This is a genomic window from Mycobacterium sp. IDUB_5, from assembly GCF_055419565.1.
Window position 1 is genome coordinate 57,080 of record NZ_JBVAXX010000001.1, and the last position, 18,835, is coordinate 75,914.

Below are 18,835 nucleotides of genomic sequence, written 5' to 3' on the forward strand. Positions count from 1 at the left end.
GCAGACGGCGCCGCAACCGGGGCACGCGATCATCAGTGTGGCCCGGCGTGACCGCCACGCCCGGCAGGATAGGCATGTTCTGCCGAGTCCCCGCCTACTCAGCGCCCCCTGGGAGACAGGGCAGCGTTCACCTGGGCCGCTAGGTCGCGCCAGATCGTCTGGCGGGCACGGCTTCGGCGGGATGCAGGCGATCTATGAGTTTGCCCTTCGCCTCGTTCGACAACCCATGTCGACCGGTGCCGCCCACGAGCAGTCGGAGCCTTTACGTCGCTGATGCACGCTCTCCCGATTGGCCATGGGAGGTCCGCAGACCAATGACCGACCGCGGCGACATGTTCTTGCATTTGGCGTCAACCGAAACCGTTGGGGCACCGACCTGAGATTCCGGGGCCATCGTGCTCCAAAGGCCCGTGACACGTCGAAATCGGAGCGTTTGCATCAGTATGGGTTTCCTTGCAGGTCATCACGCCGTACGCAAAGGTCGGAGCGGAGGACGCGCACCAACAGCTGCGGCCCGTCAGGTCAGCGGCGCGTCGGCGATCGCGTCGAACACGGCCTCTAGCAGTTGCACCAGCTGATCGGGACGGCGGCCGTTGAGCGCCGCAGTGCCCATCACGCTCCGCATCAGCAGGACCCCACTGATCACCGACAGCAGCACGTCGCTGCGCAACTGGCGCCCTGGTGCCGAAAGTTGGCGGGCCAAGCGCCTCCCCACGTTCCGCTCTATCGCGTCGCGGACGATGGCCGCAGCACGCGGATTCGACGCCGACCTCAGCATGATCAGGAACGGTTCGAGGTGGTCGGCATCCGGACCGGAGCGAGCGACCAGCGCCGCCGCGGCGTCGCGTGACACATCGCCGGATCTCTCGGCGATGAAAACCGGTGACGAGAACGAGGTCTCGACAGCTTCGGCGAACAGTTGCTCCTTCGACCCGAAGTACCGATTCACCAGCATGGCGGTCACCCCGGCGTCGCCGGCGATGTCACGCACGCCGACACCGTCGTACCCGGCACTCGCAAAGTTGCGGATGGCGGAGGCCAATATCGCTTCACGGGTGGCGGCGGCGTTGCGCGGGCGCACACGGTCGGTAGGCATGCCCAGACGGTAGGGAATACCACGGGCAATGTCTACGTCTGTATATTTCGTTCATGTCTACAGTCGTATACCGATGGAACTTGATGGGAGAAGCAATGAGCACAGAATCGCACGTCATCCTCGTCTCCGGCGCCTCGCGCGGGCTCGGACGCCACATCACCGAAGCTGCCCTCAACGCAGGGCATCGCGTCGTCGCCGGCGCCCGTACCACCTCCGCTCTCGATGACATCGCTCTTGCGCACCCCGACCGCCTCGCCATCGTCGAGCTCGACGTAGCCAACGACGACCACGTTCGCGCCGCCATCGCCACCGCCCTTGACCGCTTCGGCCGCCTCGACGTGTTGGTCAACAACGCCGGCTACGCCAACATGGGAGCCATCGAGGACGTCGACTTCGAAGACTTCCGCGCCCAGGTCGACACGAATTTCTTCGGCGTAGTGCGGTTGACTCGGGCGGCGTTGCCGATCATGCGGGCACAACGCAACGGGCACATCGTCCAGGTGTCGTCGGTGGGTGGCCGGATGGCGCGGCCAGGCCTCGCGGCATATCAATCGTCGAAGTGGGCCGTCACCGGTTTTTCGGGGGTACTCGCTCAAGAGGTCGCTCCGTTGGGCATCAAGGTCACCGTCTTGGAACCAGGCGGCATGCGGACCGATTGGGCCGGTTCCTCGATGCGCATCGACCCGGTGCGCGAAGACTATGAGTCCACCGTCGGCGCCGCTGCGGCGCTGAGCAATTCGACGTCGATCGGCGCCAGCGACCCTGCGAAGGTCGCCGCGCTGCTCCTCGAGATCGTCGACATGGCCGAGCCACCCCACAGACTCCTCGTCGGCCCCGACGCCTTCCGCTACGGGACCGCGGCGGGGCGCAACCTATTGGCCGCCGACGAGCAACACGAACAGCTCAGCGTGTCGACCGCCGCCGACGACGCCACCGCCGACCAGCTCGACCCGCTGGCCTCTCGAGGTCGCTAGATGGTCATGGAACTACACACCTACACGCTGAGAGACTTCGAGGCTCTGCGCCGCTACACCGAGGACTTCTGGCCCCGGCACATCCGCACCCTGCACGATTACGGCATCACCGTCCACGGAGTATGGATCGACGACGATGCCGACAAGCCTCGCGTCATCGCCCTCGTCGGCTACCCACCGAACAGCGATCCGACCGAATTAGCGGAGAGGTACTGCGCCAGTGTGGATTTCGACGAGGACCACGAGGACTTCGACGACTCGCTGATAACCGCCCGCCAGACCACACGGCTTACACCGATTGGCAACACCGCGCTGTGAACCTTCGTGTCCCGATCGCAGTGTCACGCTCGGGGTAAGACACCGTGCGATCGATGTTCAACCGAAGCCGGGCATGACCGACAGCGCCGTCACAATCGTCGCGGTGGACACCGCCATCGAGACGACGTTGCCGATGAATGGGTGAAAGTCCGGGGGCAGCCGTCGAGCGATCGCCGCGGCGACCGGTGGCCCGACGAGTGCACCGAGTACCGCCCCGGTCACGATTGCCTGTACGGAGCCGTGGAACGCGAGAACCGTTGCCGGAGCGATGGACACGACGGGAACGAAGGTGGGATACCAGCCGTAGGTCGCCCACTGCCGGTGCCACAGCGCCGCACTGAGCGCGGCGGTCAGGACCTGTGACGTCAGCAGTTCGGGAAGCAGGTTCCCGACATTGCCTGCCATCGCAGGGTTGAGGAGGTAGCTAATCACCGTGCCGGCCAGCAATCCGGCGCCGGCCCATTCATTGCCGATGAACTGAGCCTCGGTGAAGTCGGCCAGGATGCGCCGCGACAACCATCGCGGTCCTTGTCGACTGGTGTCTACGAAATGGTGGGGAGACCCGGCGATGCAGCGCGGTGCCATCACGCGCGGTGTACGCATCCAGGGCATATGCCGACACAACGCGAACGCCGCCACTGCGCTGATCGCCATGCCCGTGGTCGCCCCGACCACGGGGGGAAGACCAAGCGGGCGGCACCCAAAGTTCACCGCGACCAACGCGGCGGGGGTGCTCAGCGCCGCGCCCAGGACCGCCCCGGACAGCGCCACCGATCCTCGGCCTCCGTACACCAGGACGACGGCCGCGGGAACCGACGCAAACGGTACGAACGTGGGCTGCCACACGCCCGACGCGGCGATCGTCCACCCCCACGCTGCGTTGCTCAGCACCAGACCCAGGGCTGCGCTGCCCACTGCCCAGGCGAACAGGCCAGTGCCGGAGGTGACCGGAAAACCCCGCCAGCGCGTCTTCGACCTGGTGGCCCGGTGGGCAAGGTACCCGCCCATCAGCATCAACGCGCCGGCCAAAGCGGAATGCGCGTAGCCAGGTTCGGTGGTATCCCCAAGTATCCAGACAATCCACGATGCCACGTCGGCGTAGTCGCCCTCCCATCCGGCGTAGGCGGGCATGACCACCGGTAGCGACGGGCGCAGCCTGTCTAGACCAAGCAGCGTCACCGTCGCGGAACCCGCAATCAGCGCTGCGGTCATCCACAAGGTGAACGCTGAGGCACGTTCCCGCACGGCGGAATTGGAGTAGGTAACGACGCATCGCGCGGATGTACGTGCCACGTCCCGCCCGCGGTTCGACTGCGACGAATTACTCAATGCGTTTGAGCTCCTCCCGCGGCTCGGTGTTCCTGGAGCGCAACGCAGCGAGTCGACAGTACAGCGGAGCGAGGTGTCTGGGCACGGACTCTGTCATCAACCGGCGCCGTCGTCGCCGGACGCGGAGCGATCGCAGGCGTGGGATCGCGGCACTCCGCACAGCAACACAGCCGGCGGTGCCTTCAAGGTAGACAAGCGGTTGTCTCATTTCAACTTTGTGCCGAACCACCGCTGGTGTGCTCGCGACGCCCTGTAACCAATCCGGTTGTGGAGGCCTCTCGTGAGACCTGCGTCATGACGGTGGTGGTTCGCCCTTGCAGCCCCCGCCGTCGGCAAACGCCCATCATCCGGCTGTGGGTCAATCGCCATGGCGACGCCTTGGTTCAGCTCACGTGGGTCGACGGGCTAACGTGAATGCCTGTCCGTTCGCACCAGGGGCAACGGCGCCCAAACCGGCCCGGACCATACGCTCGCGTGGCCCCCATCGTCGCATCGATGAGCATCGGCGCCGCGAAGGATAGCGCTGCGCGAATCGTGGGCACCCCGGAAGTCACGAATTGCCGAAAGCTGCAATGACGTTGTCGGCCCCCCGAGTGACACGTCTATGTATAACCGTAGATGTTCACCACAGCCCGCGTCGGGGAGTAATTGGAGCACACCACGCATCGCCTCATGGATAATCGAGATATCCACGACGGGTAACAGGCCGCCGCGCCGTCATCGCTTGTGACAGTTGATGAAACGGCACCCCGCTTGTCGTCAAAGGACCCTCGACGTGTTGCAGCCGCCGAATGAAGCCACACCCGCCGATCGGCCCTCGTACATCACTGCAGCGGCAACCGCTGCGTTCGCGTCAGCAGCCCGCCCACCGAAATCTCACTTTCATGTCCAATTGGACACCCACGACAGGCTGGTGACGGCCGCGGCGTCGGCCCTCGCCCCGGGCCGACCGTCGAAGCCGGTGACACGCGCCGGATCCACTCAAACATTCACCGCAGTCTCATTACCGCCCCGCCAAGCGCCGGGGACCCAGAATTCTCACTTTCATGTCCAATTGGACATCAGGTGGACGTTTTACTTGAGAAGTGGACATCAAACTTGAGAAGCCACAACTCCCGGCTACTGCTTCGCCATATTCGCGAACCGCGACAGATGCAGCTGATGCGCGACCGTCACTGTTCGCGTCGGGCCGGCGCGGTGCTTGGCGACGATCAGATCAGCCTCGCCACCACGCGGGTCGTCATTGTCGAACGCGTCCGGACGGTGAAGCAGCACAACCATATCCGCGTCCTGCTCGATCGAGCCCGACTCACGCAGATCCGACAACTGCGGCTTCTTGTCCGTTCGCTGCTCCGGACCACGGTTCAGCTGGCTCATCGCGACCACCGGAACTTCAAGCTCTTTAGCCAAAAGCTTGATCTGGCGGGAGAATTCGGACACTTCCTGCTGGCGCGACTCGACCTTCTTGCCTGACGTCATCAGCTGCAGGTAGTCAATGACCACGAGCCGCAGGTCTGTCTTCTGCTTCAGCCGTCGTGCCTTGGCGCGGATCTCCATCATCGTCAGGTTCGGCGAATCGTCGATGTAGAGCGGCGCCTCGCTGATCTCACTCATGCGGCGCGCCAGCTTCGTCCAGTCGTCGTCACTCATCTTGCCCGACCGCATATCGGCGAGCTTGATCCGCGCCTCCGCCGACAGCAGACGCATGACGATCTCGGTCTTACTCATCTCCAGCGAGAACACGATGCTCGGCAGGTGATGCTTGATCGAGCACGACCGCATGAAGTCCAGGCCCAGCGTCGAGTTGTGCGTCGGGATCATCGACCGGCTTGCCAGATACATGTGACTGGCGTTGTCGACCTCCACGCACCGAACCGGCACGCTCGGCACCGGCCGAACATCGACAATGAATCGGGAGTTGGACCGCACGCTGCTGCGGGCGCGACGCTCCTTGTGCAGCACGTCTTTTCGGTGCAACCCGAACACGCTGTCCGTGGCTGAGAAGTTGACGAGATAAGCCGTTGACGTTGCCTCCGAGCGCCCCTTGACCGTCTTCGTCGCCACCTGGCAGCGGTATCCGAGCGACACGACGAGCTCGCGGAAGTCCTCTGCCAGACGCCGATTCGTCACGCAGAACTGCACCGCGCCACCATTGGTCACTGTGCCGTCGGTATCCAGCAACCCTGCCAGGAGCGCGCGGCGCTGCGTTTCCGACGCCCGCAGGTACGCGGTGGGGATGTGCTTGTTCCCGAGCACCCCGAGCGTTCGGAGACGACCCTGCACGGTGCCCACAGCATGGCGGCACGTCTGGCACAGGCGCAACCCGCACGACGGCCCACCGCACTGCGAACACGTGGGTGCCGCAACAGGTTCGGAGACGAATCGGGCGCGACCACCACAGGACCGCCCACACGTCCGCACCTGGCTCGTCTGAGGAACGAACGTGGTTCCGCACACCACGCACTCGCGCACCGCGACGGGTTCTGGCGCAGCCAATTGCAGCCCGTACCGCAGCCGAGCACCGGGCGAGGGAACGGTGACCAGCCCCTCCCCTTCGATCCGCATGAGGATCTCCGGGTCGACAGTCGTGATTTGTGCAGCCATCGATGTGCCGTCGCCCAACCAAGCGCCCAGCGTGTACGGCGGCACGAGCAGTTCCGCCTCGACACCTTGGATGGGCGCCGCGTTCCGCACCGAGTGATTGAGGCGACGATCAGCTGTCGCGCACCGCAGCGTTTCGGCGATCTCGCGCGTTGTGCGGATGTCGTCGGCGTCGTGGGCGGATCTGCGCGACGCACGGGTGCGGGTCAGCCACTGATGCTCGGCATCTGCGACGATCACTGTGCCATCGGAGAACTCGACCTCGAAGCACGGGCGCTCGGTCATCACCTCGGTCGCGGCCACCACGCGCGTCGGCATGCCGTCGGGCCCGATCAGCTCGTCCCCGACGGCGACCTCACCCATCGTCGTCCAGCCCGACGGCGTCGGCAGCGGCGTGTCCAGCGCCAGCGCCTTACCCATTCCGGGACGTGCGGCGACGACGATCATCTGGCCCGGATGCAGCCCGTTGGTCAGCTCGTCGAGTTCAGTGAAGCCCGTCGGCACGCCCTTGGAGATTCCGCCCTGGGAAGCGATCGCGTCGATCTCGTCCATCGTCGGCTGCAACAGTTCTTCGAGCGGGACGAAGTCCTCGGTGGCACGCCGCTCGGTGACGTCGTAGATCTCCGCCTGTGCGCGGTCCACGATCTCGTTGACGTCCGCGCCCTCGGCACCGGCGTAGCCGTACTGCACGACCCTGGTGCCCGCCTCCACCAGCCGGCGCAGCAGCGACTTCTCCGCGACGATCTCGGCGTAGAACCCGGCATTGGCCGCCGTCGGCACCGTGGAGATCAGCGTGTGCAGATAGGGCGCGCCACCGACGCGGCGCAGCAGCCCCCTTCGGTCGAGTTCGGCGGCCACGGTGACCGCGTCAGCGGGCTCTCCGCGGCCGTACAGATCCAGCACGGCGTCGTAGACGAGTTGGTTGGCTGGCTTATAGAAGTCGCCTGGGCGCAGGCGCTCAAGGACGTCGGCGATCGCGTCCTTGCTCAGCAGCATGCCGCCCAGCACGGCCTGCTCGGCCGCGAGGTCCTGCGGCGGCTGTCGACCGAAATCCTCGTTCGGAGGAGGCTCCATGGCCGCACGATCATCAGGCCGGCCCAAGTCATCGACGACAGCCACGCGGTGACCTCACCCCTCCCAAGTGTCGAACGGACGTTCGATGAGACTGTAAACCGGCGTACCGACACTGTCCCCGCGGCGTCCGTCATCGTGTCCGCGACGGCCAACGCTAGACGTTGCTACAGAAGACGCAACCATCCCTTGTTGACAGAGCTGGGGATGGAATGTGGATAGGTCTGGTGAGCCATGTTGAGCTGCTGGGGACAACTTGTGGATCAACGCTGTGATCTGGTCCGTTTCCGCAGATGATCGCCTGTTGGGAAGGTGTCAGCTCTGTGGATGGTAAATCAGTCGGCGTGTCGACCCGGGTTGACTTCTCGGGCGTGTTGCGTTTCGACTGAGGGCCGAGGAGGTTAACACCGGGTTATGTTCGCTGTGGCGAGATTCGCCGGGAAAGTTCGCCGAGCATGACAACGGCCGGGTTCGGACCTCTCGGTCCTCACCCGGCCGTTGACTCGTCAGTTGTTAGTTGGCGACCACGTTCACCGACACGGTCGCGGCCACATCGTGGTGCAGCCGGATCGTGACCGAGTGCGTGCCCACGCTCTTGATGTGCGCCTTGGGCAGCTGCACGGTGCGCTTGTCGAGATTGGGTCCGCCGGCCTTCTTGATCGCTGCGACCACGTCGGCCGCGGTGACCGAGCCGAACAGCTTGCCTGAGTCCCCGGCGGTCTTCACAGACAGCTCGACGCCGTCGAGACCCTCGATCGCCGTCTTCAACTCGTTGGCATGCTCGAGGCTCTTGACGCCCTTGAGCTCCTGCGCGCGCCGGATGTCCTCGGCCTGGCGCTGCGCACCACGGGTGGCCACGATCGCCAGCCCGCGGGGCAGCAGGTAGTTACGCCCGTAGCCGTCCTTGACCTCGACCGCGTCGCCGGCCGTTCCGAGGTGCTCGACCTCGGCAGTAAGAATCAGTTTCATCTCAATCGTCCTTACCGCGTCGCCGAGCTGAACGGCAGCAGCGCGACCTCGCGGGCGTTCTTCACGGCGATCGCGATATCGCGCTGGTGCTGAACGCAATTGCCGGTCACCCGACGGGCGCGAATCTTGCCGCGCTCGCTGATGTAGGTGCGCAGCAGCGCGGTGTCCTTGTAGTCGATGTTCTGCCCCTTCTTCGAGCAGAACACGCACTTGCGTGTCTTGACCGGCTTTTCCGGAGCCGGACGCCTCTTGGTGGAGGACTTGGCCATGTGTCTAACTCTTTCTCGAAATCACTCGAATTATGTTGTCTCAGAAGGGCGGTTCATCGTCAGCGCCGCCAAAGGAGCCCGACGCGGGCGCGCTGCCCCACGGGTCGTCCTTGGGCTGCTCGGAGCCGCGCGACGAATTACCGCCACCGCCCCCGCCGAAACCGCCACCGCCGCCGCCACTGCGGCTCGCCTTGTTCACCTTCGCGGTCGCGTAGCGCAGCGACGGCCCGATCTCGTCGACCTCGACCTCGACCACCGTGCGCTTCTCACCCTCGCGGGTTTCGAAGGAGCGCTGCTTGAGCCGGCCCGTCACGATGACGCGCGACCCACGGGTCAGGCTTTCGGCCACGTTCTCGGCGGCCTCACGCCAGATGTTGCACCGCAGGAACAGCGCTTCGCCGTCCTTCCACTCCCCGCTCTGACGGTCGTAGATGCGCGGGGTGGACGCAACGGTGAAGTTGGCCACCGCGGCACCGGACGGCGTGAAACGCAGTTCCGGATCGGCGGTCAGGTTTCCTACGACGGTGATGGTGGTGTCACCAGCCACGAGTTCCTCCTTGGTGAGCGGACGTTGGGCGCGAGCCTACGCAGCGGCTCCGACGATCGGCACTCTTTAGTGCTTGTCGGTCCGCATCACCTTGGTCCGCAGAACGGACTCGTTGAGGTTGAGCTGACGATCGAGCTCAGAGACCGTCGCTGGCTCGGCTTTGACGTCGACGATCGCGTAGATGCCCTCGGCATGCTTGGCGATCTCGTACGCCAACCGGCGCCGGCCCCAGATGTCGACCTTGTCGACACTGCCACCGTCCTTGCGGATGACGTTCAGGAACGTCTCCAACGACGGAGCAACGGTGCGCTCGTCGAGTGTGGGGTCGAGAATGACCATGATTTCGTATGGACGCATAGGAACCCATCACCTCCTCTGGTCTGATCGGCCACGGCGTGTCCATGGCAGGAGGGTCGCCTGCGTCGGCAACCGGCCAAGGCTACATGACCAGGGAGGATAGAACGAAATCGCTAGCGGCGAACAGGCCAGTCCCAGACCGACATGTCGCCCTTGGGGTAGTTCATGCAGACATCCGTGGCGTGCGCCACGACACCCTTGTTGTTGAAGAACAGCTTGGCCCAGTTGCCCCAGTGCGTGGCCACGTTCTCGTAGTAGACGTTGGTGGCGGTGTCCTCGGAGTACTGACGCCGCGCGACCGGATCCAGAGAGAAGAACCAGTGGATGCGATCGAACGCCTGCTGCTGGACGTCGGCCGGGCGGTTACTCCGGTCGATCATGTACCGCTCGAAGTACACCGGGCTGGTGTCGCGGGCGGCGGCCATGTACTGCTCGACGTCGCAGGTAGTGACGATGATGCGGTGCGGGATCGGATAGTCGTCAGTGGAATCAGCCTGAGCGGTGCCCGCCGCGCCGAACAGCGCGCCCGCGGCAGCAGCCGTCGCCAGTGCGGTCCTCAGCACTCGACTCGCCAAACCGGTCATGGTCGCTCCTACCTCGTCGAATGCGGGCGCGCATCGCGCCGTGGGCCAACTATATAGCGCAGCTAGGCAGCTGCCCAGTCCGATGCTCAGCCGCCGTTGGTGACGGGGTTCGACGACAGCGTGATGAACTGGCCGTGCTTCCACACGCCCCAGCGGCCACCCCACATCGACGTCCACACCACCGGCTCGTTGTTCCACATGTCGGCCGGCTTGCGTGGCGCCCAGTTCGGCACCGGCTCACCCGGCGGATTCGGGGGGAACTCGGCCGGGCCGGGCGGAGGCGGGGGCGGTTGAGCGACGGACGTCGCCGCGCCGAAGCCCAGCGCACCCGCGGCGAATCCGCCGAGGATCAGCGCGACGGGCACGGTCTTGGTCAGAAAACTCATGAGACGACTCCAGCCTGCAGACTGCACAAAGATGCTTAGCAAATATAACCACTACGCGGCACCGGGAAACACCCCGGTTTCGAACTCCAGGGTGCCGGGTAGAGCGCGATGATGTCCCGGCCGGAGATCGTCGACCGGATTCTGGCGCACGGCGGCGTCCGCCGCACGGTACGGGCCGGCTTCGTCGCCAGCGGTCTCCTGCACTTCCTCATCGCCTACGTGATCGCCAGGATCGCGCTCGGCCGCGGTGGGCACGCCGATCCCTCAGGCGCCATGGCGACGATCGCCGCCGCCACCGACGGAGTGCTGATCCTGTGGGCGATCGCCGCGGCACTCGTACCGCTGGCCGCCTGGCGTCTGACCGAAGCGCTCCTCGGTCTGCATCCAGCCGAGGGGGGTCGTGACCCCAGCGACGCCAGCATCGGTAACCGGCTCAAAGCCCTTGGCCTGCTGGGGGTCTACTGCAGCGTGGGGTACACCTGCGTGCGGTTCGCGATCGGGCGTCGTGAACCCAGCAGCGAGCAGAACTCCGGAGCGAGTGCTGTTCTGATGCAATCGTTTTCAGGTCGAACCCTGCTGGTCATCGTCGGAGCGGTGATCGCGGTGATCGGCGGCTACTACGCCTACAAGGGAGCTTCCCGCCGCTTCGTCGACGACCTGACCACCTCCGGCGGCAGGGTGGTCGTCGTGCTCGGGGTGTACGGCTACGTCGCCGAAGGCGCCGTCTACGCGTTGGCCGGGGTGTTGGTGATCGTGGCCGCCGTGCGGGCCGACCCGGCCAAAGCCGCCGGCCTCGACGCCGCGGTCCAAGCGCTGGGGTCGGCGACATCCGGCGACGCGATCCTGTGGTTCGCCGCCCTCGGTTTCGCTGCCTACGGGTTGTACAGCTTCGCGCTGGCTCGGTGGGCGCGGATGTGACCGCGCGGCTGTAGCCAATCCGGCACCCACGACGGATAGGCATCCGGGGCGCGGTCGAACGGGCCGCCCGCCGGATCGTCTGCGCCGTCAGCGCGGACCAGGTCGCGCTCCGGTCGATAGATCTGCCGAATGATCAACGCGCACAACGTGACCACCGCGATATCGCGCAGGAGCACGGTCGCGGTGAACCACTGCTCGGGTAGTCCCTTGTTCTGTTCGCCGAACAGGTAGAGCATGCGCGGCACCCAGACCAACATGTCGATCGTCATCCACGCCAGCAGCACCCTTCGGTGCGGTAGCGCCAGCACCGCCAACGGCACGAGCCACAGCGAGAACTGCGGACTCCACACCTTGTTGGTCAACAGGAACGCCGCCACCACCAGAAAGGCGATCTGCGCGATGCGCGGCCGGCGTGCGGCAGTCAGGGTGATGTAGCCGATCGCGATGCAGCACGCCACGAACAGAGCGGCGCTGAAGGTGTTGAGCACCACCGGCGGCTCCCAGAAGCCGAGATTCGGATCGAACCCCTGCCACCCGGTGAACGACTTCACCACGTTGTAGAGCGAATCCATGTCGTCGCCGCGACGGGTGTTGAGCCGGAAGAACTCCGACCACCCCCGCGGGAACAGAAGCATGATCGGCAGATTCACCACCAACCAGGTCGCCACCGCGGCGAGCGCTGTCGTGGCGACCTCCCGCAATCGCGACGTGCGTATGGCCAACAGCACCATGGGAATCAGCAGCAGGAGTGGATAGAGTTTGGCCGCCACCCCGAGGCCGATCAGCACGCCGGCGAGGACCGGCCGTCGGCGGGCCCACGCCAGCAACGCACCGGCGGCGCACGCGGTCGCGAGGGCGTCGAAGTTGGTGAAGATCTGGAAGATCACCAGCGGTGAGGCCGCCACCAGGGCGGCGTCCCAGATGCGGCGGGCACCCGCCAGCAGCGCCGTCGCCCACACCGTCGTCAGCCACGCCAGCGCAAGCCCGAACGCGGAGATGTTGAAGAACATCACCACCTCGGCGATGATCGGCACCGACGTCAGCTTGGTCAGTGTCGTGTACGTCTTGGCCAGCGACATCGACAGGTACTGGTAGATCCCGGTCAGCACCGGATACTCCATGTAGCGGACCGCGGGGGTGCCGTCGTACTGGGCGCGCGGCATACCCTTCTCGTCGGTCTCCAGCCAGCTCGACTTGTACGGGAACTTCCCGAGATTCAGCAGTTCCGCGGTGTAGAGCGGCACGGTGTCGGAGTAGCAGAGCTCGTAGTAGGCCCGGTTGTTGGCCCAATTGCCCACCCGCTGATCGGCGGTCCCCGTCCCCGTCGTCTGTAGGCACGCCGCCTTCGTCGAGTAGCCCAGCGCCAGGAACACCAGGGCGATGAGCAGCATCACCCGTAGCGGGGTCAGGAATCGGGTACGACCGATCAGCGCGTGCCGGCCGACGGGACCGCCGATGGTGCCCGACAGCGCGGCGCCGAGAGTATCTGTGCGGCTGGGGAAGTCGCGGTCGTCGAGGCTCCGGAGGTCTTCTGCCAGCGGAGCCGGCGATTCGACACCTGCCAGCGGAGCCGGCGAGTCGACGTCCAGCGAATCTTCGGTACCGGCCGGCGGGACCGGCGAGGTCACGGAGGCGGCGGCGGAGCGCCTGGCACCACCGGAGCCGGGGCACCGGGTGGCGGCGAACCGGGCACCGCCTCCGGACCGGGCGGAACCCCTACCGGGGCGGGCCCCGGCGTCGCCGGGACTGTCGTCGGCGGGCCCCACGGAATCGTGATGCCGGGCGCGATCTCCAGCGTCGGCTGGATCACCGTCTCCGCCGGTGGAGGTGCCACAGTGGTCGACGGCGGGGGTGGCGGAGCCTGCGGCACACCGGCGTAGCCGCCGATCTCCTCCGGCTTCGGGAACGACTCGTTGTCGGTGCCGTCCAGTGCGCCGTCCATCGTGGCTTTCCAGATGTCGCTGGGAATGCCCGAGCCGTACACCGGCGAGCCCCATTTGTTCTCGAGAGGCTTGGTGCCGTCAACGGTGCCGACCCAGACCGCCGTCGACAGCGACGGCGTATAGCCGACCATCCAGGCATCACGGTTCGCGCCGGTGTCACCGAGCTGGTTGGTGCCGGTCTTGGCTCCCGACGGGCGGCCGCCGGCCAACGCGTGACCGTTGGAGTAGCCGGCGATCGGCTGCATGGCCGCGATGACGTTGTCGGCCACGGCCTTGTCGATGCGCTGCTCGCCCGCGTTGTCCTCCTGGCTCGCGTCGAACAGGACGGTGCCCTCGGCGTTGACGACCTTCTGCACGAAGTGCGGCTTGTGGTAGACCCCGGACGCCGCGAGGGTCGCGTAGGCCGACGCCATGTCGATCACCCGGGATTGGTACTGCCCCAGCACGACGCCGTTGTTCGGCGGTCCGCCCTTGCCGTCCTCGGACAGCGTGTGCTCGACGCCGGGGAAACTCTCGGCGATACCGGCGGCATGCGCCGCGTCGGCGACGTCCTGCGGACCGTTCTTGAGCTTCAGCATCAGCCGGTAGTAGCTGGTGTTCAGCGAACGCTTCAGCGCTTCGGCGATGTTGCAGTTACCGCAGCTGCTGCCTTCGACGTTCGTGATCTTGATGCCGTCGACGGTCACCGGGGAGCTGTCCACCTGGTAGCCCAGACCCATGCCCTGCTGCAGGGCCGCGACCAACGCGAACACCTTGAACGACGACCCCGTCGGCAAGCCGGCCTGCGCGAAGTCGAAGCCGTTGGCGTCAGAGCCGCCGTAGTACGCCTTCACCCCGCCGGTCTTCGGGTCGATGGACACCACCGCCGTGCGCATGTCCGGATCCTGACCGTCCATGTACTCGTTGACGGCGTCCAGCGCCGAGGACTGCGCCTTGGGGTCGATGGTCGTGGTGACCTGCAGGCCTTCGGTGTTGAGCTGCTGTTCGCTGATGTTGAAGATGTTCATCAGCTCTTCGATGACCTGGCGTTCGATCAGGCCGTTGGGCCCGGTCGTCTGGTTCTGGGTGGTCGCCGCGTCCGGCGGGATCGTCGGCGGGAACACCTGCGCCGCGCGATCCTGCGCCGACAGCGCGCCGATCGACACCATGCCGTCGAGCACCCAGTTCCACCGCTCGGTGGCGGCCTCCGGGTCGACGGCCGGATCCAGCCCCGAGGGCCGCTGGATCAGGGCGGCGAGCAGTGCACCCTCGGCCACGCTCAGCTGCTCGACGGGCTTGTTGAAGTACGCCTTCGACGCCGCCGCCACGCCGTAGGCGCCGCGCCCGAAATAGATGATGTTCAGGTACGACTGCAGCACCTGGTCTTTCGACCATTCGCTGGACATCTTGGTGGAGATGACCAGCTCCTTGGCTTTTCGGATCAGCCCGCCCACGCCGGACCGGGCATCGCCGACCAGCGCGTTCTTGACGTACTGCTGGGTGATCGTCGACCCGCCCTGCAGATCGCCGCCGAAGATGTTGTTCTTGAAGGCACGCAGGAAGCCGGTGAACGAGAACCCGGGGTTGGAGTAGAAGTCCCGGTCCTCGGCGGCCATCACCGCGTCGCGTACGTGCACCGGGATCTGGTCGATGTTGACGTCGACGCGGTTGCCTTCGGGCGGAACGATCTTCGCGATCTCCGACCCGTCGCTGGCCAGAATCGTCGACACCTGCGCGGTGCGGATGTCACCGGGCTTGGGCACGTCGACGATCAGGTACGCCATGCCGAAGGTCAGCAGCGGCAAGACGATGAGAACGGCGGCGCATGCGATCAGGCCGCGCCGCACCCACTTCCAGTTGACCTGCTCACGCCACCCGGGCCGACGATCCGACGGGCCACCACCAGACCCCCCGCCTCCCGGTCCTCCGCCACCCGTCGGGCGGCGCGGCGGTGGCGGCGGTTGCTTGGGCGGGCGGCCGTCGAGCGCACGTTTGACGTCGTCGATCGGATCCTTGAGATGCCGCGGCCGTTCATCCCGAACCGGCGGCAAGACCGTGGTCAGACGATCGTCGGGACGAGGGCGCGCTGCGTGCGCGGGACCGTCGGACCGGTGCCGAGTTGGCTGGGGCCGGGGTTGAGGCTGGGGTCGCGCGCCACCGCCGTCGGCCGGCCTGCGCCCATCGCGGGCTCGGTCGGGTGAACGGTCGGGGCGCCCCGCGCTATTCACTGGCCGTCCGCGCGGTGCTGCGCGCGGTCTGCGTGCGGCGCGGACGGGATCCCTTGGGCGGCGGAATCGCGCCCAGCACGTAGGACTTCACCAGGTGATTCCAGCTGCAAGTCCGACATACCTCCACTACATGTACCGAAAACTCGTCATAGCGCGTCGCCAGCAGGACAAGCTCCTCGGCGGTGCGGGCCGATCCGGAGACGGCGCCGAGGTGATCGCCGAACACCCAGGACACCAGCGTCAGCTGTTCCTTGCGGCAGATCGGACACATGACCGAACTGGGCTTGCCGTGGAATTTCGCGGCCCGCAACAGATAGGGGTTGGCGTCGCAGACCTCCGAGACGCCGGTGCGCCCGGAATACACCTCGGCCAGCAGCGACCGGCGCCGCAGGGCGTAGTCCACCACCTGTCGCTGCAATCGCACGCTGACCAGAGTACGTCGGCGCTGCGACGGCGGAGGCGCGACCGGGCTCCCGACCCGACCGGGTTCGCGGCTGGCCTGCGGGATCAGCAACCCAACTCTTACGATCTCCGTCGTGGCTTCTGGCAGCTCAGCTCGGGGAACTTCGTGGACACGCGCGAAGGACAGTGATCGCACCGACACGTGCCAGATCCTCGACACCGCGCTCGCCGAGGGGCAGCTGTCGATGACCGAGCACGGGGAGCGGGTGAAGGCCGCCACCAACGCGGCGACGCTCGGTGAGCTCCAGGAGCTGGTGACTGATCTCCAGACCGCCAACGCGCCGACGCAGCTGCGCAAACCTCCGCGACGGCTGCCGTCGCTGCCCGGTGGCGCCGGCATCCGGATCGCGATGGCCGTCGTACTGGTGGTGTTCGGGATCGCGATCGGCTGGGGCCTCTACGGCAACACCCCCTCACCGCTGAACTTCACGTCCGATCCGGGGGCCAAGGACGACGGAATCCCCGCCGAGGTGCTCACCCCGCCACGTCAGCTGCATTCTCTGGGTGGGCTCACGGGTCTGTTCACCCAGATGAAGCAGAAGTTCGGCGACACCACCGGGTACGACATGACCATCTACCCGGACTACGCGTCGCTGGAGCGGCCGGACCCGAAAGAGCCACGGCGCGTACTGAGCTACTCCTACCGGGGCGGGTGGGACGACCCCAGCGAGACGAGCATGGGCTCCGATGCGCGGGTCGTCGATCTGGGCGCCTTCGACATCCCCAAGCTGGTCGGGATCCTGCGCGGTGCTCCCGAAGCCGTGGGGATCGAACCCAAAGACGTGAAGCTGACGTACATGATCATCGGGCCGAACAGCGACATGACCGCTGCGCCGGACAGTATCGAGATCACCATCTACGTCACGCCCAATTTCGGAAACAGCGGATACATGGAGCTCAACGGCGATTTGACCGTCAAGCGCATGAACTACGCCAACGACTGACCCCTGCCGCCTGTCCTGTGACGGCGCACCCGTGTGGCACTCAATATATCGGCGCGATACTATTGCGCGAGGTGTCGAGCCGTCGTAGCGGCTGAATCATGGAGGAGGTGCCCGGATGCTCGAACTCGCCATCCTCGGGCTGCTCCAGGAATCGCCCATGCACGGGTACGAGTTGCGCAAACGACTCACGGGCCTGTTGGGAGCGTTCCGCGCGTTCTCCTATGGTTCGCTGTATCCGGCGTTGCGCCGCATGCAGGCCGACGGCCTGATCGTCGAGGATGCCGCCCCGGAAGGCACCGTCAAGGTGCGCCGCGCGCGCCGTGTCTACCAGCTGACCGATGCCGGGAAGCAGCGCTTCACCGAGCTCGTCGCCGACACCGGGCCACAGAACTTTTCCGACGACGGATTCGGCGTACACCTCGCCTTCTTCAACCGCACCCCGGCCGAGGCCAGGATGCGGATTCTGGAAGGCCGCCGCCGTCAGGTGGAAGAGCGCCGGGAAGGTCTGCGTGAAGCAATCGCGCGGGCGAGCAACTCGTTCGATCGCTACACCCGCCAGCTCCACCAGCTGGGACTGGAATCGAGCGAACGCGAAGTCACATGGCTCAACGAGTTGATCGCGGCGGAGAAGTCGGCGCAGGGACGCGCAGAACAAAGTTGAGCCGCAGCACCACCGATACAGCCGAGTACACCAACACAGCACTGAAGTAGGACAAGAGGAGAAGTCGTCATGACCGCAAGCAATGACGTCCGGGTCGCGATCGTCGGCGTGGGGAACTGCGCGTCCTCGCTCGTGCAGGGCGTGCAGTACTACAAGGACGCCGACGAGAACGCCAGCGTGCCCGGCCTGATGCACGTCAAGCTCGGCCAGTACCACGTGCGCGACGTGAAGTTCGTCGCTGCGTTCGACGTGGACGCCAAGAAGGTCGGCTTCGACCTGTCCGAGGCGATCTTCGCGTCGGAGAACAACACCATCAAGATCGCCGACGTACCTCCCACCGACATCGTCGTGCAGCGCGGTCCGACCCTCGACGGAATCGGCAAGTACTACGCCGACACCATCGAGGTGTCCGACGCAGAGGCCGTCGACGTGGTCAAGGTTCTCAAGGACGCCGAGGTCGACGTTCTCGTGTCCTACCTGCCCGTGGGTTCCGAAGAGGCCGACAAGTTCTACGCCCAGTGCGCCATCGACGCGGGCGTCGCCTTCGTCAACGCGCTGCCGGTCTTCATCGCCTCGGACCCGGTGTGGGCCAAGAAGTTCGAAGACGCCGGTGTGCCGATCGTCGGCGACGACATCAAGAGCCAGGTCGGCGCGACCATCACCCACCGCGTGATGGCCAAGCTGTTCGAGGATCGCGGCGTCACGCTGGACCGCACCTACCAGCTCAACGTCGGCGGCAACATGGACTTCCTCAACATGCTCGAGCGCTCGCGGCTGGAGTCGAAGAAGGTCTCCAAGACCCAAGCCGTCACGTCGAACCTGCAGGGCTCGCTGGCCGGCAAGATCGACGACAAGAACGTCCACATCGGTCCGTCCGACCACGTTGCATGGCTCGACGACCGCAAGTGGGCCTACGTCCGGCTCGAGGGCCGCGCCTTCGGTGACGTGCCGCTGAACCTGGAGTACAAGCTCGAGGTGTGGGACTCCCCCAACTCGGCAGGCGTGATCATCGACGCGGTGCGCGCAGCGAAGATCGCCAAGGACCGCGGCATCGGCGGACCCATCGAAGCCGCCTCCGCCTACCTGATGAAGAGCCCACCCAAGCAGCTCGCCGACGACCTCGCGCGTGAGCAGCTGGAGAAGTTCATCGCCGGCTGAGCACTCTTCGCATCGAGTCTGCGGGGAGATCGCCATCTCAC

General features: G+C 65.9%; 19 protein-coding genes. 6 read left to right on the plus strand and 13 right to left on the minus strand.

Annotated features, from left to right (window positions below; genetic code table 11):
* Positions 1-517: 517 nt before the first annotated feature.
* Positions 518-1,096 (minus strand): TetR/AcrR family transcriptional regulator, encoded by a 579-nt coding sequence (locus ACZY1G_RS00270; protein ID WP_463813000.1) that lies wholly within the window; start codon positions 1,094-1,096, stop codon positions 518-520.
* 95 nt (positions 1,097-1,191) lie between these two features.
* Between ACZY1G_RS00270 and ACZY1G_RS00275 the strand changes: the two genes are divergently transcribed.
* Complete coding sequence (locus ACZY1G_RS00275; protein WP_463813002.1) at positions 1,192-2,070, plus strand: SDR family NAD(P)-dependent oxidoreductase; 879 nt, start codon at positions 1,192-1,194, stop codon at positions 2,068-2,070.
* Entirely contained in the window at positions 2,071-2,388 is a 318-nt protein-coding gene (locus ACZY1G_RS00280) for an NIPSNAP domain-containing protein (RefSeq protein ID WP_463813004.1), read from the plus strand.
* Between the two features lie 57 nt (positions 2,389-2,445).
* Here the strand turns inward: ACZY1G_RS00280 and ACZY1G_RS00285 are convergent, their stop codons facing one another.
* The 8 genes from ACZY1G_RS00285 to ACZY1G_RS00320 all read right to left on the minus strand — a co-directional run bounded on the left by ACZY1G_RS00285 (position 2,446) and on the right by ACZY1G_RS00320 (position 10,501).
* The gene (locus tag ACZY1G_RS00285; RefSeq protein ID WP_463821211.1) at positions 2,446-3,600 is read right to left on the minus strand and encodes a hypothetical protein; all 1,155 of its coding nucleotides are present in this window, start codon (positions 3,598-3,600) and stop codon (positions 2,446-2,448) included.
* A gap of 1,236 nt (positions 3,601-4,836) precedes the next feature.
* A complete protein-coding gene (gene dnaB / locus ACZY1G_RS00290) occupies positions 4,837-7,437 on the minus strand; it encodes a replicative DNA helicase (protein ID WP_463821213.1) in 2,601 nt (866 codons plus the stop codon).
* Positions 7,438-7,902: 465 nt separating this feature from the next.
* Positions 7,903-8,358: a 50S ribosomal protein L9 gene (gene rplI / locus ACZY1G_RS00295; protein ID WP_463821215.1), complete on the minus strand. Its 456-nt coding sequence runs from the start codon at positions 8,356-8,358 to the stop codon at positions 7,903-7,905.
* Between the two features lie 11 nt (positions 8,359-8,369).
* Complete coding sequence (rpsR, locus tag ACZY1G_RS00300; protein ID WP_335330002.1) at positions 8,370-8,627, minus strand: 30S ribosomal protein S18; 258 nt, start codon at positions 8,625-8,627, stop codon at positions 8,370-8,372.
* 40 nt (positions 8,628-8,667) lie between these two features.
* On the minus strand, positions 8,668-9,174 hold the full coding sequence (locus tag ACZY1G_RS00305) for a single-stranded DNA-binding protein (protein ID WP_043403644.1): 507 nt from the start codon (positions 9,172-9,174) through the stop codon (positions 8,668-8,670).
* Positions 9,175-9,240: 66 nt separating this feature from the next.
* Positions 9,241-9,531: a 30S ribosomal protein S6 gene (gene rpsF / locus ACZY1G_RS00310; protein ID WP_003931678.1), complete on the minus strand. Its 291-nt coding sequence runs from the start codon at positions 9,529-9,531 to the stop codon at positions 9,241-9,243.
* Positions 9,532-9,644: 113 nt separating this feature from the next.
* Positions 9,645-10,115, minus strand: coding sequence for a DUF5078 domain-containing protein (locus ACZY1G_RS00315; protein WP_463821217.1), 471 nt, complete (start codon positions 10,113-10,115; stop codon positions 9,645-9,647).
* 86 nt (positions 10,116-10,201) lie between these two features.
* Entirely contained in the window at positions 10,202-10,501 is a 300-nt protein-coding gene (locus ACZY1G_RS00320; protein ID WP_463813015.1) for a hypothetical protein, read from the minus strand.
* Between the two features lie 108 nt (positions 10,502-10,609).
* Between ACZY1G_RS00320 and ACZY1G_RS00325 the strand changes: the two genes are divergently transcribed.
* On the plus strand, positions 10,610-11,419 hold the full coding sequence (locus ACZY1G_RS00325) for a DUF1206 domain-containing protein (protein ID WP_463813017.1): 810 nt from the start codon (positions 10,610-10,612) through the stop codon (positions 11,417-11,419).
* Here the strand turns inward: ACZY1G_RS00325 and ACZY1G_RS00330 are convergent.
* Genes ACZY1G_RS00330 through ACZY1G_RS00345 form a run of 4 tightly spaced genes read right to left on the minus strand, consistent with a single transcriptional unit; the run spans position 11,374 to position 15,993 of the window.
* Positions 11,374-12,984: a glycosyltransferase family 87 protein gene (locus tag ACZY1G_RS00330; RefSeq protein WP_463821766.1), complete on the minus strand. Its 1,611-nt coding sequence runs from the start codon at positions 12,982-12,984 to the stop codon at positions 11,374-11,376. The two genes, ACZY1G_RS00325 and ACZY1G_RS00330, sit on opposite strands and share 46 nt — an antisense overlap.
* 59 nt (positions 12,985-13,043) lie before the next feature.
* Positions 13,044-15,392 carry a transglycosylase domain-containing protein gene (locus ACZY1G_RS00335; protein WP_463821218.1) on the minus strand — a complete coding sequence of 783 codons (2,349 nt, stop codon included), beginning with the start codon at positions 15,390-15,392 and terminating at the stop codon, positions 13,044-13,046.
* Positions 15,393-15,400: 8 nt separating this feature from the next.
* Entirely contained in the window at positions 15,401-15,523 is a 123-nt protein-coding gene (locus ACZY1G_RS00340) for a hypothetical protein (protein ID WP_463813021.1), read from the minus strand.
* Between the two features lie 38 nt (positions 15,524-15,561).
* Positions 15,562-15,993, minus strand: a complete 432-nt coding sequence (locus ACZY1G_RS00345) for a DUF5318 domain-containing protein (RefSeq protein ID WP_335329994.1) — start codon at positions 15,991-15,993, stop codon at positions 15,562-15,564.
* A gap of 112 nt (positions 15,994-16,105) precedes the next feature.
* Between ACZY1G_RS00345 and ACZY1G_RS00350 the strand changes: the two genes are divergently transcribed.
* From ACZY1G_RS00350 to ACZY1G_RS00360, 3 genes are all read left to right on the plus strand, one after another.
* Positions 16,106-16,975, plus strand: a complete 870-nt coding sequence (locus ACZY1G_RS00350; protein ID WP_463821220.1) for a DUF1707 SHOCT-like domain-containing protein — start codon at positions 16,106-16,108, stop codon at positions 16,973-16,975.
* A gap of 115 nt (positions 16,976-17,090) precedes the next feature.
* Complete coding sequence (locus ACZY1G_RS00355; RefSeq protein WP_463813025.1) at positions 17,091-17,636, plus strand: PadR family transcriptional regulator; 546 nt, start codon at positions 17,091-17,093, stop codon at positions 17,634-17,636.
* 69 nt (positions 17,637-17,705) lie between these two features.
* Entirely contained in the window at positions 17,706-18,794 is a 1,089-nt protein-coding gene (locus tag ACZY1G_RS00360) for an inositol-3-phosphate synthase (protein WP_463813027.1), read from the plus strand.
* The last annotated feature ends 41 nt before the right edge of the window (positions 18,795-18,835 follow it).

Bases quoted from the DNA above. Each gene is read 5' to 3' on its own strand.
- ACZY1G_RS00270 (WP_463813000.1), bottom strand. From the start codon at position 1,096: ATGCCTACCGACCGTGTGCGCCCGCGCAACGCCGCCGCCACCCGTGAA.
- ACZY1G_RS00275 (WP_463813002.1), top strand. From the start codon at position 1,192: ATGAGCACAGAATCGCACGTCATCCTCGTCTCCGGCGCCTCGCGCGGG.
- ACZY1G_RS00280 (WP_463813004.1), top strand. From the start codon at position 2,071: ATGGTCATGGAACTACACACCTACACGCTGAGAGACTTCGAGGCTCTG.
- ACZY1G_RS00285 (WP_463821211.1), bottom strand. From the start codon at position 3,600: ATGACCGCAGCGCTGATTGCGGGTTCCGCGACGGTGACGCTGCTTGGT.
- rplI (WP_463821215.1), bottom strand. From the start codon at position 8,358: ATGAAACTGATTCTTACTGCCGAGGTCGAGCACCTCGGAACGGCCGGC.
- rpsR (WP_335330002.1), bottom strand. From the start codon at position 8,627: ATGGCCAAGTCCTCCACCAAGAGGCGTCCGGCTCCGGAAAAGCCGGTC.
- rpsF (WP_003931678.1), bottom strand. From the start codon at position 9,531: ATGCGTCCATACGAAATCATGGTCATTCTCGACCCCACACTCGACGAG.
- ACZY1G_RS00315 (WP_463821217.1), bottom strand. From the start codon at position 10,115: ATGACCGGTTTGGCGAGTCGAGTGCTGAGGACCGCACTGGCGACGGCT.
- ACZY1G_RS00320 (WP_463813015.1), bottom strand. From the start codon at position 10,501: ATGAGTTTTCTGACCAAGACCGTGCCCGTCGCGCTGATCCTCGGCGGA.
- ACZY1G_RS00325 (WP_463813017.1), top strand. From the start codon at position 10,610: ATGATGTCCCGGCCGGAGATCGTCGACCGGATTCTGGCGCACGGCGGC.
- ACZY1G_RS00340 (WP_463813021.1), bottom strand. From the start codon at position 15,523: ATGGGCGCAGGCCGGCCGACGGCGGTGGCGCGCGACCCCAGCCTCAAC.
- ACZY1G_RS00355 (WP_463813025.1), top strand. From the start codon at position 17,091: ATGCTCGAACTCGCCATCCTCGGGCTGCTCCAGGAATCGCCCATGCAC.
- ACZY1G_RS00360 (WP_463813027.1), top strand. From the start codon at position 17,706: ATGACCGCAAGCAATGACGTCCGGGTCGCGATCGTCGGCGTGGGGAAC.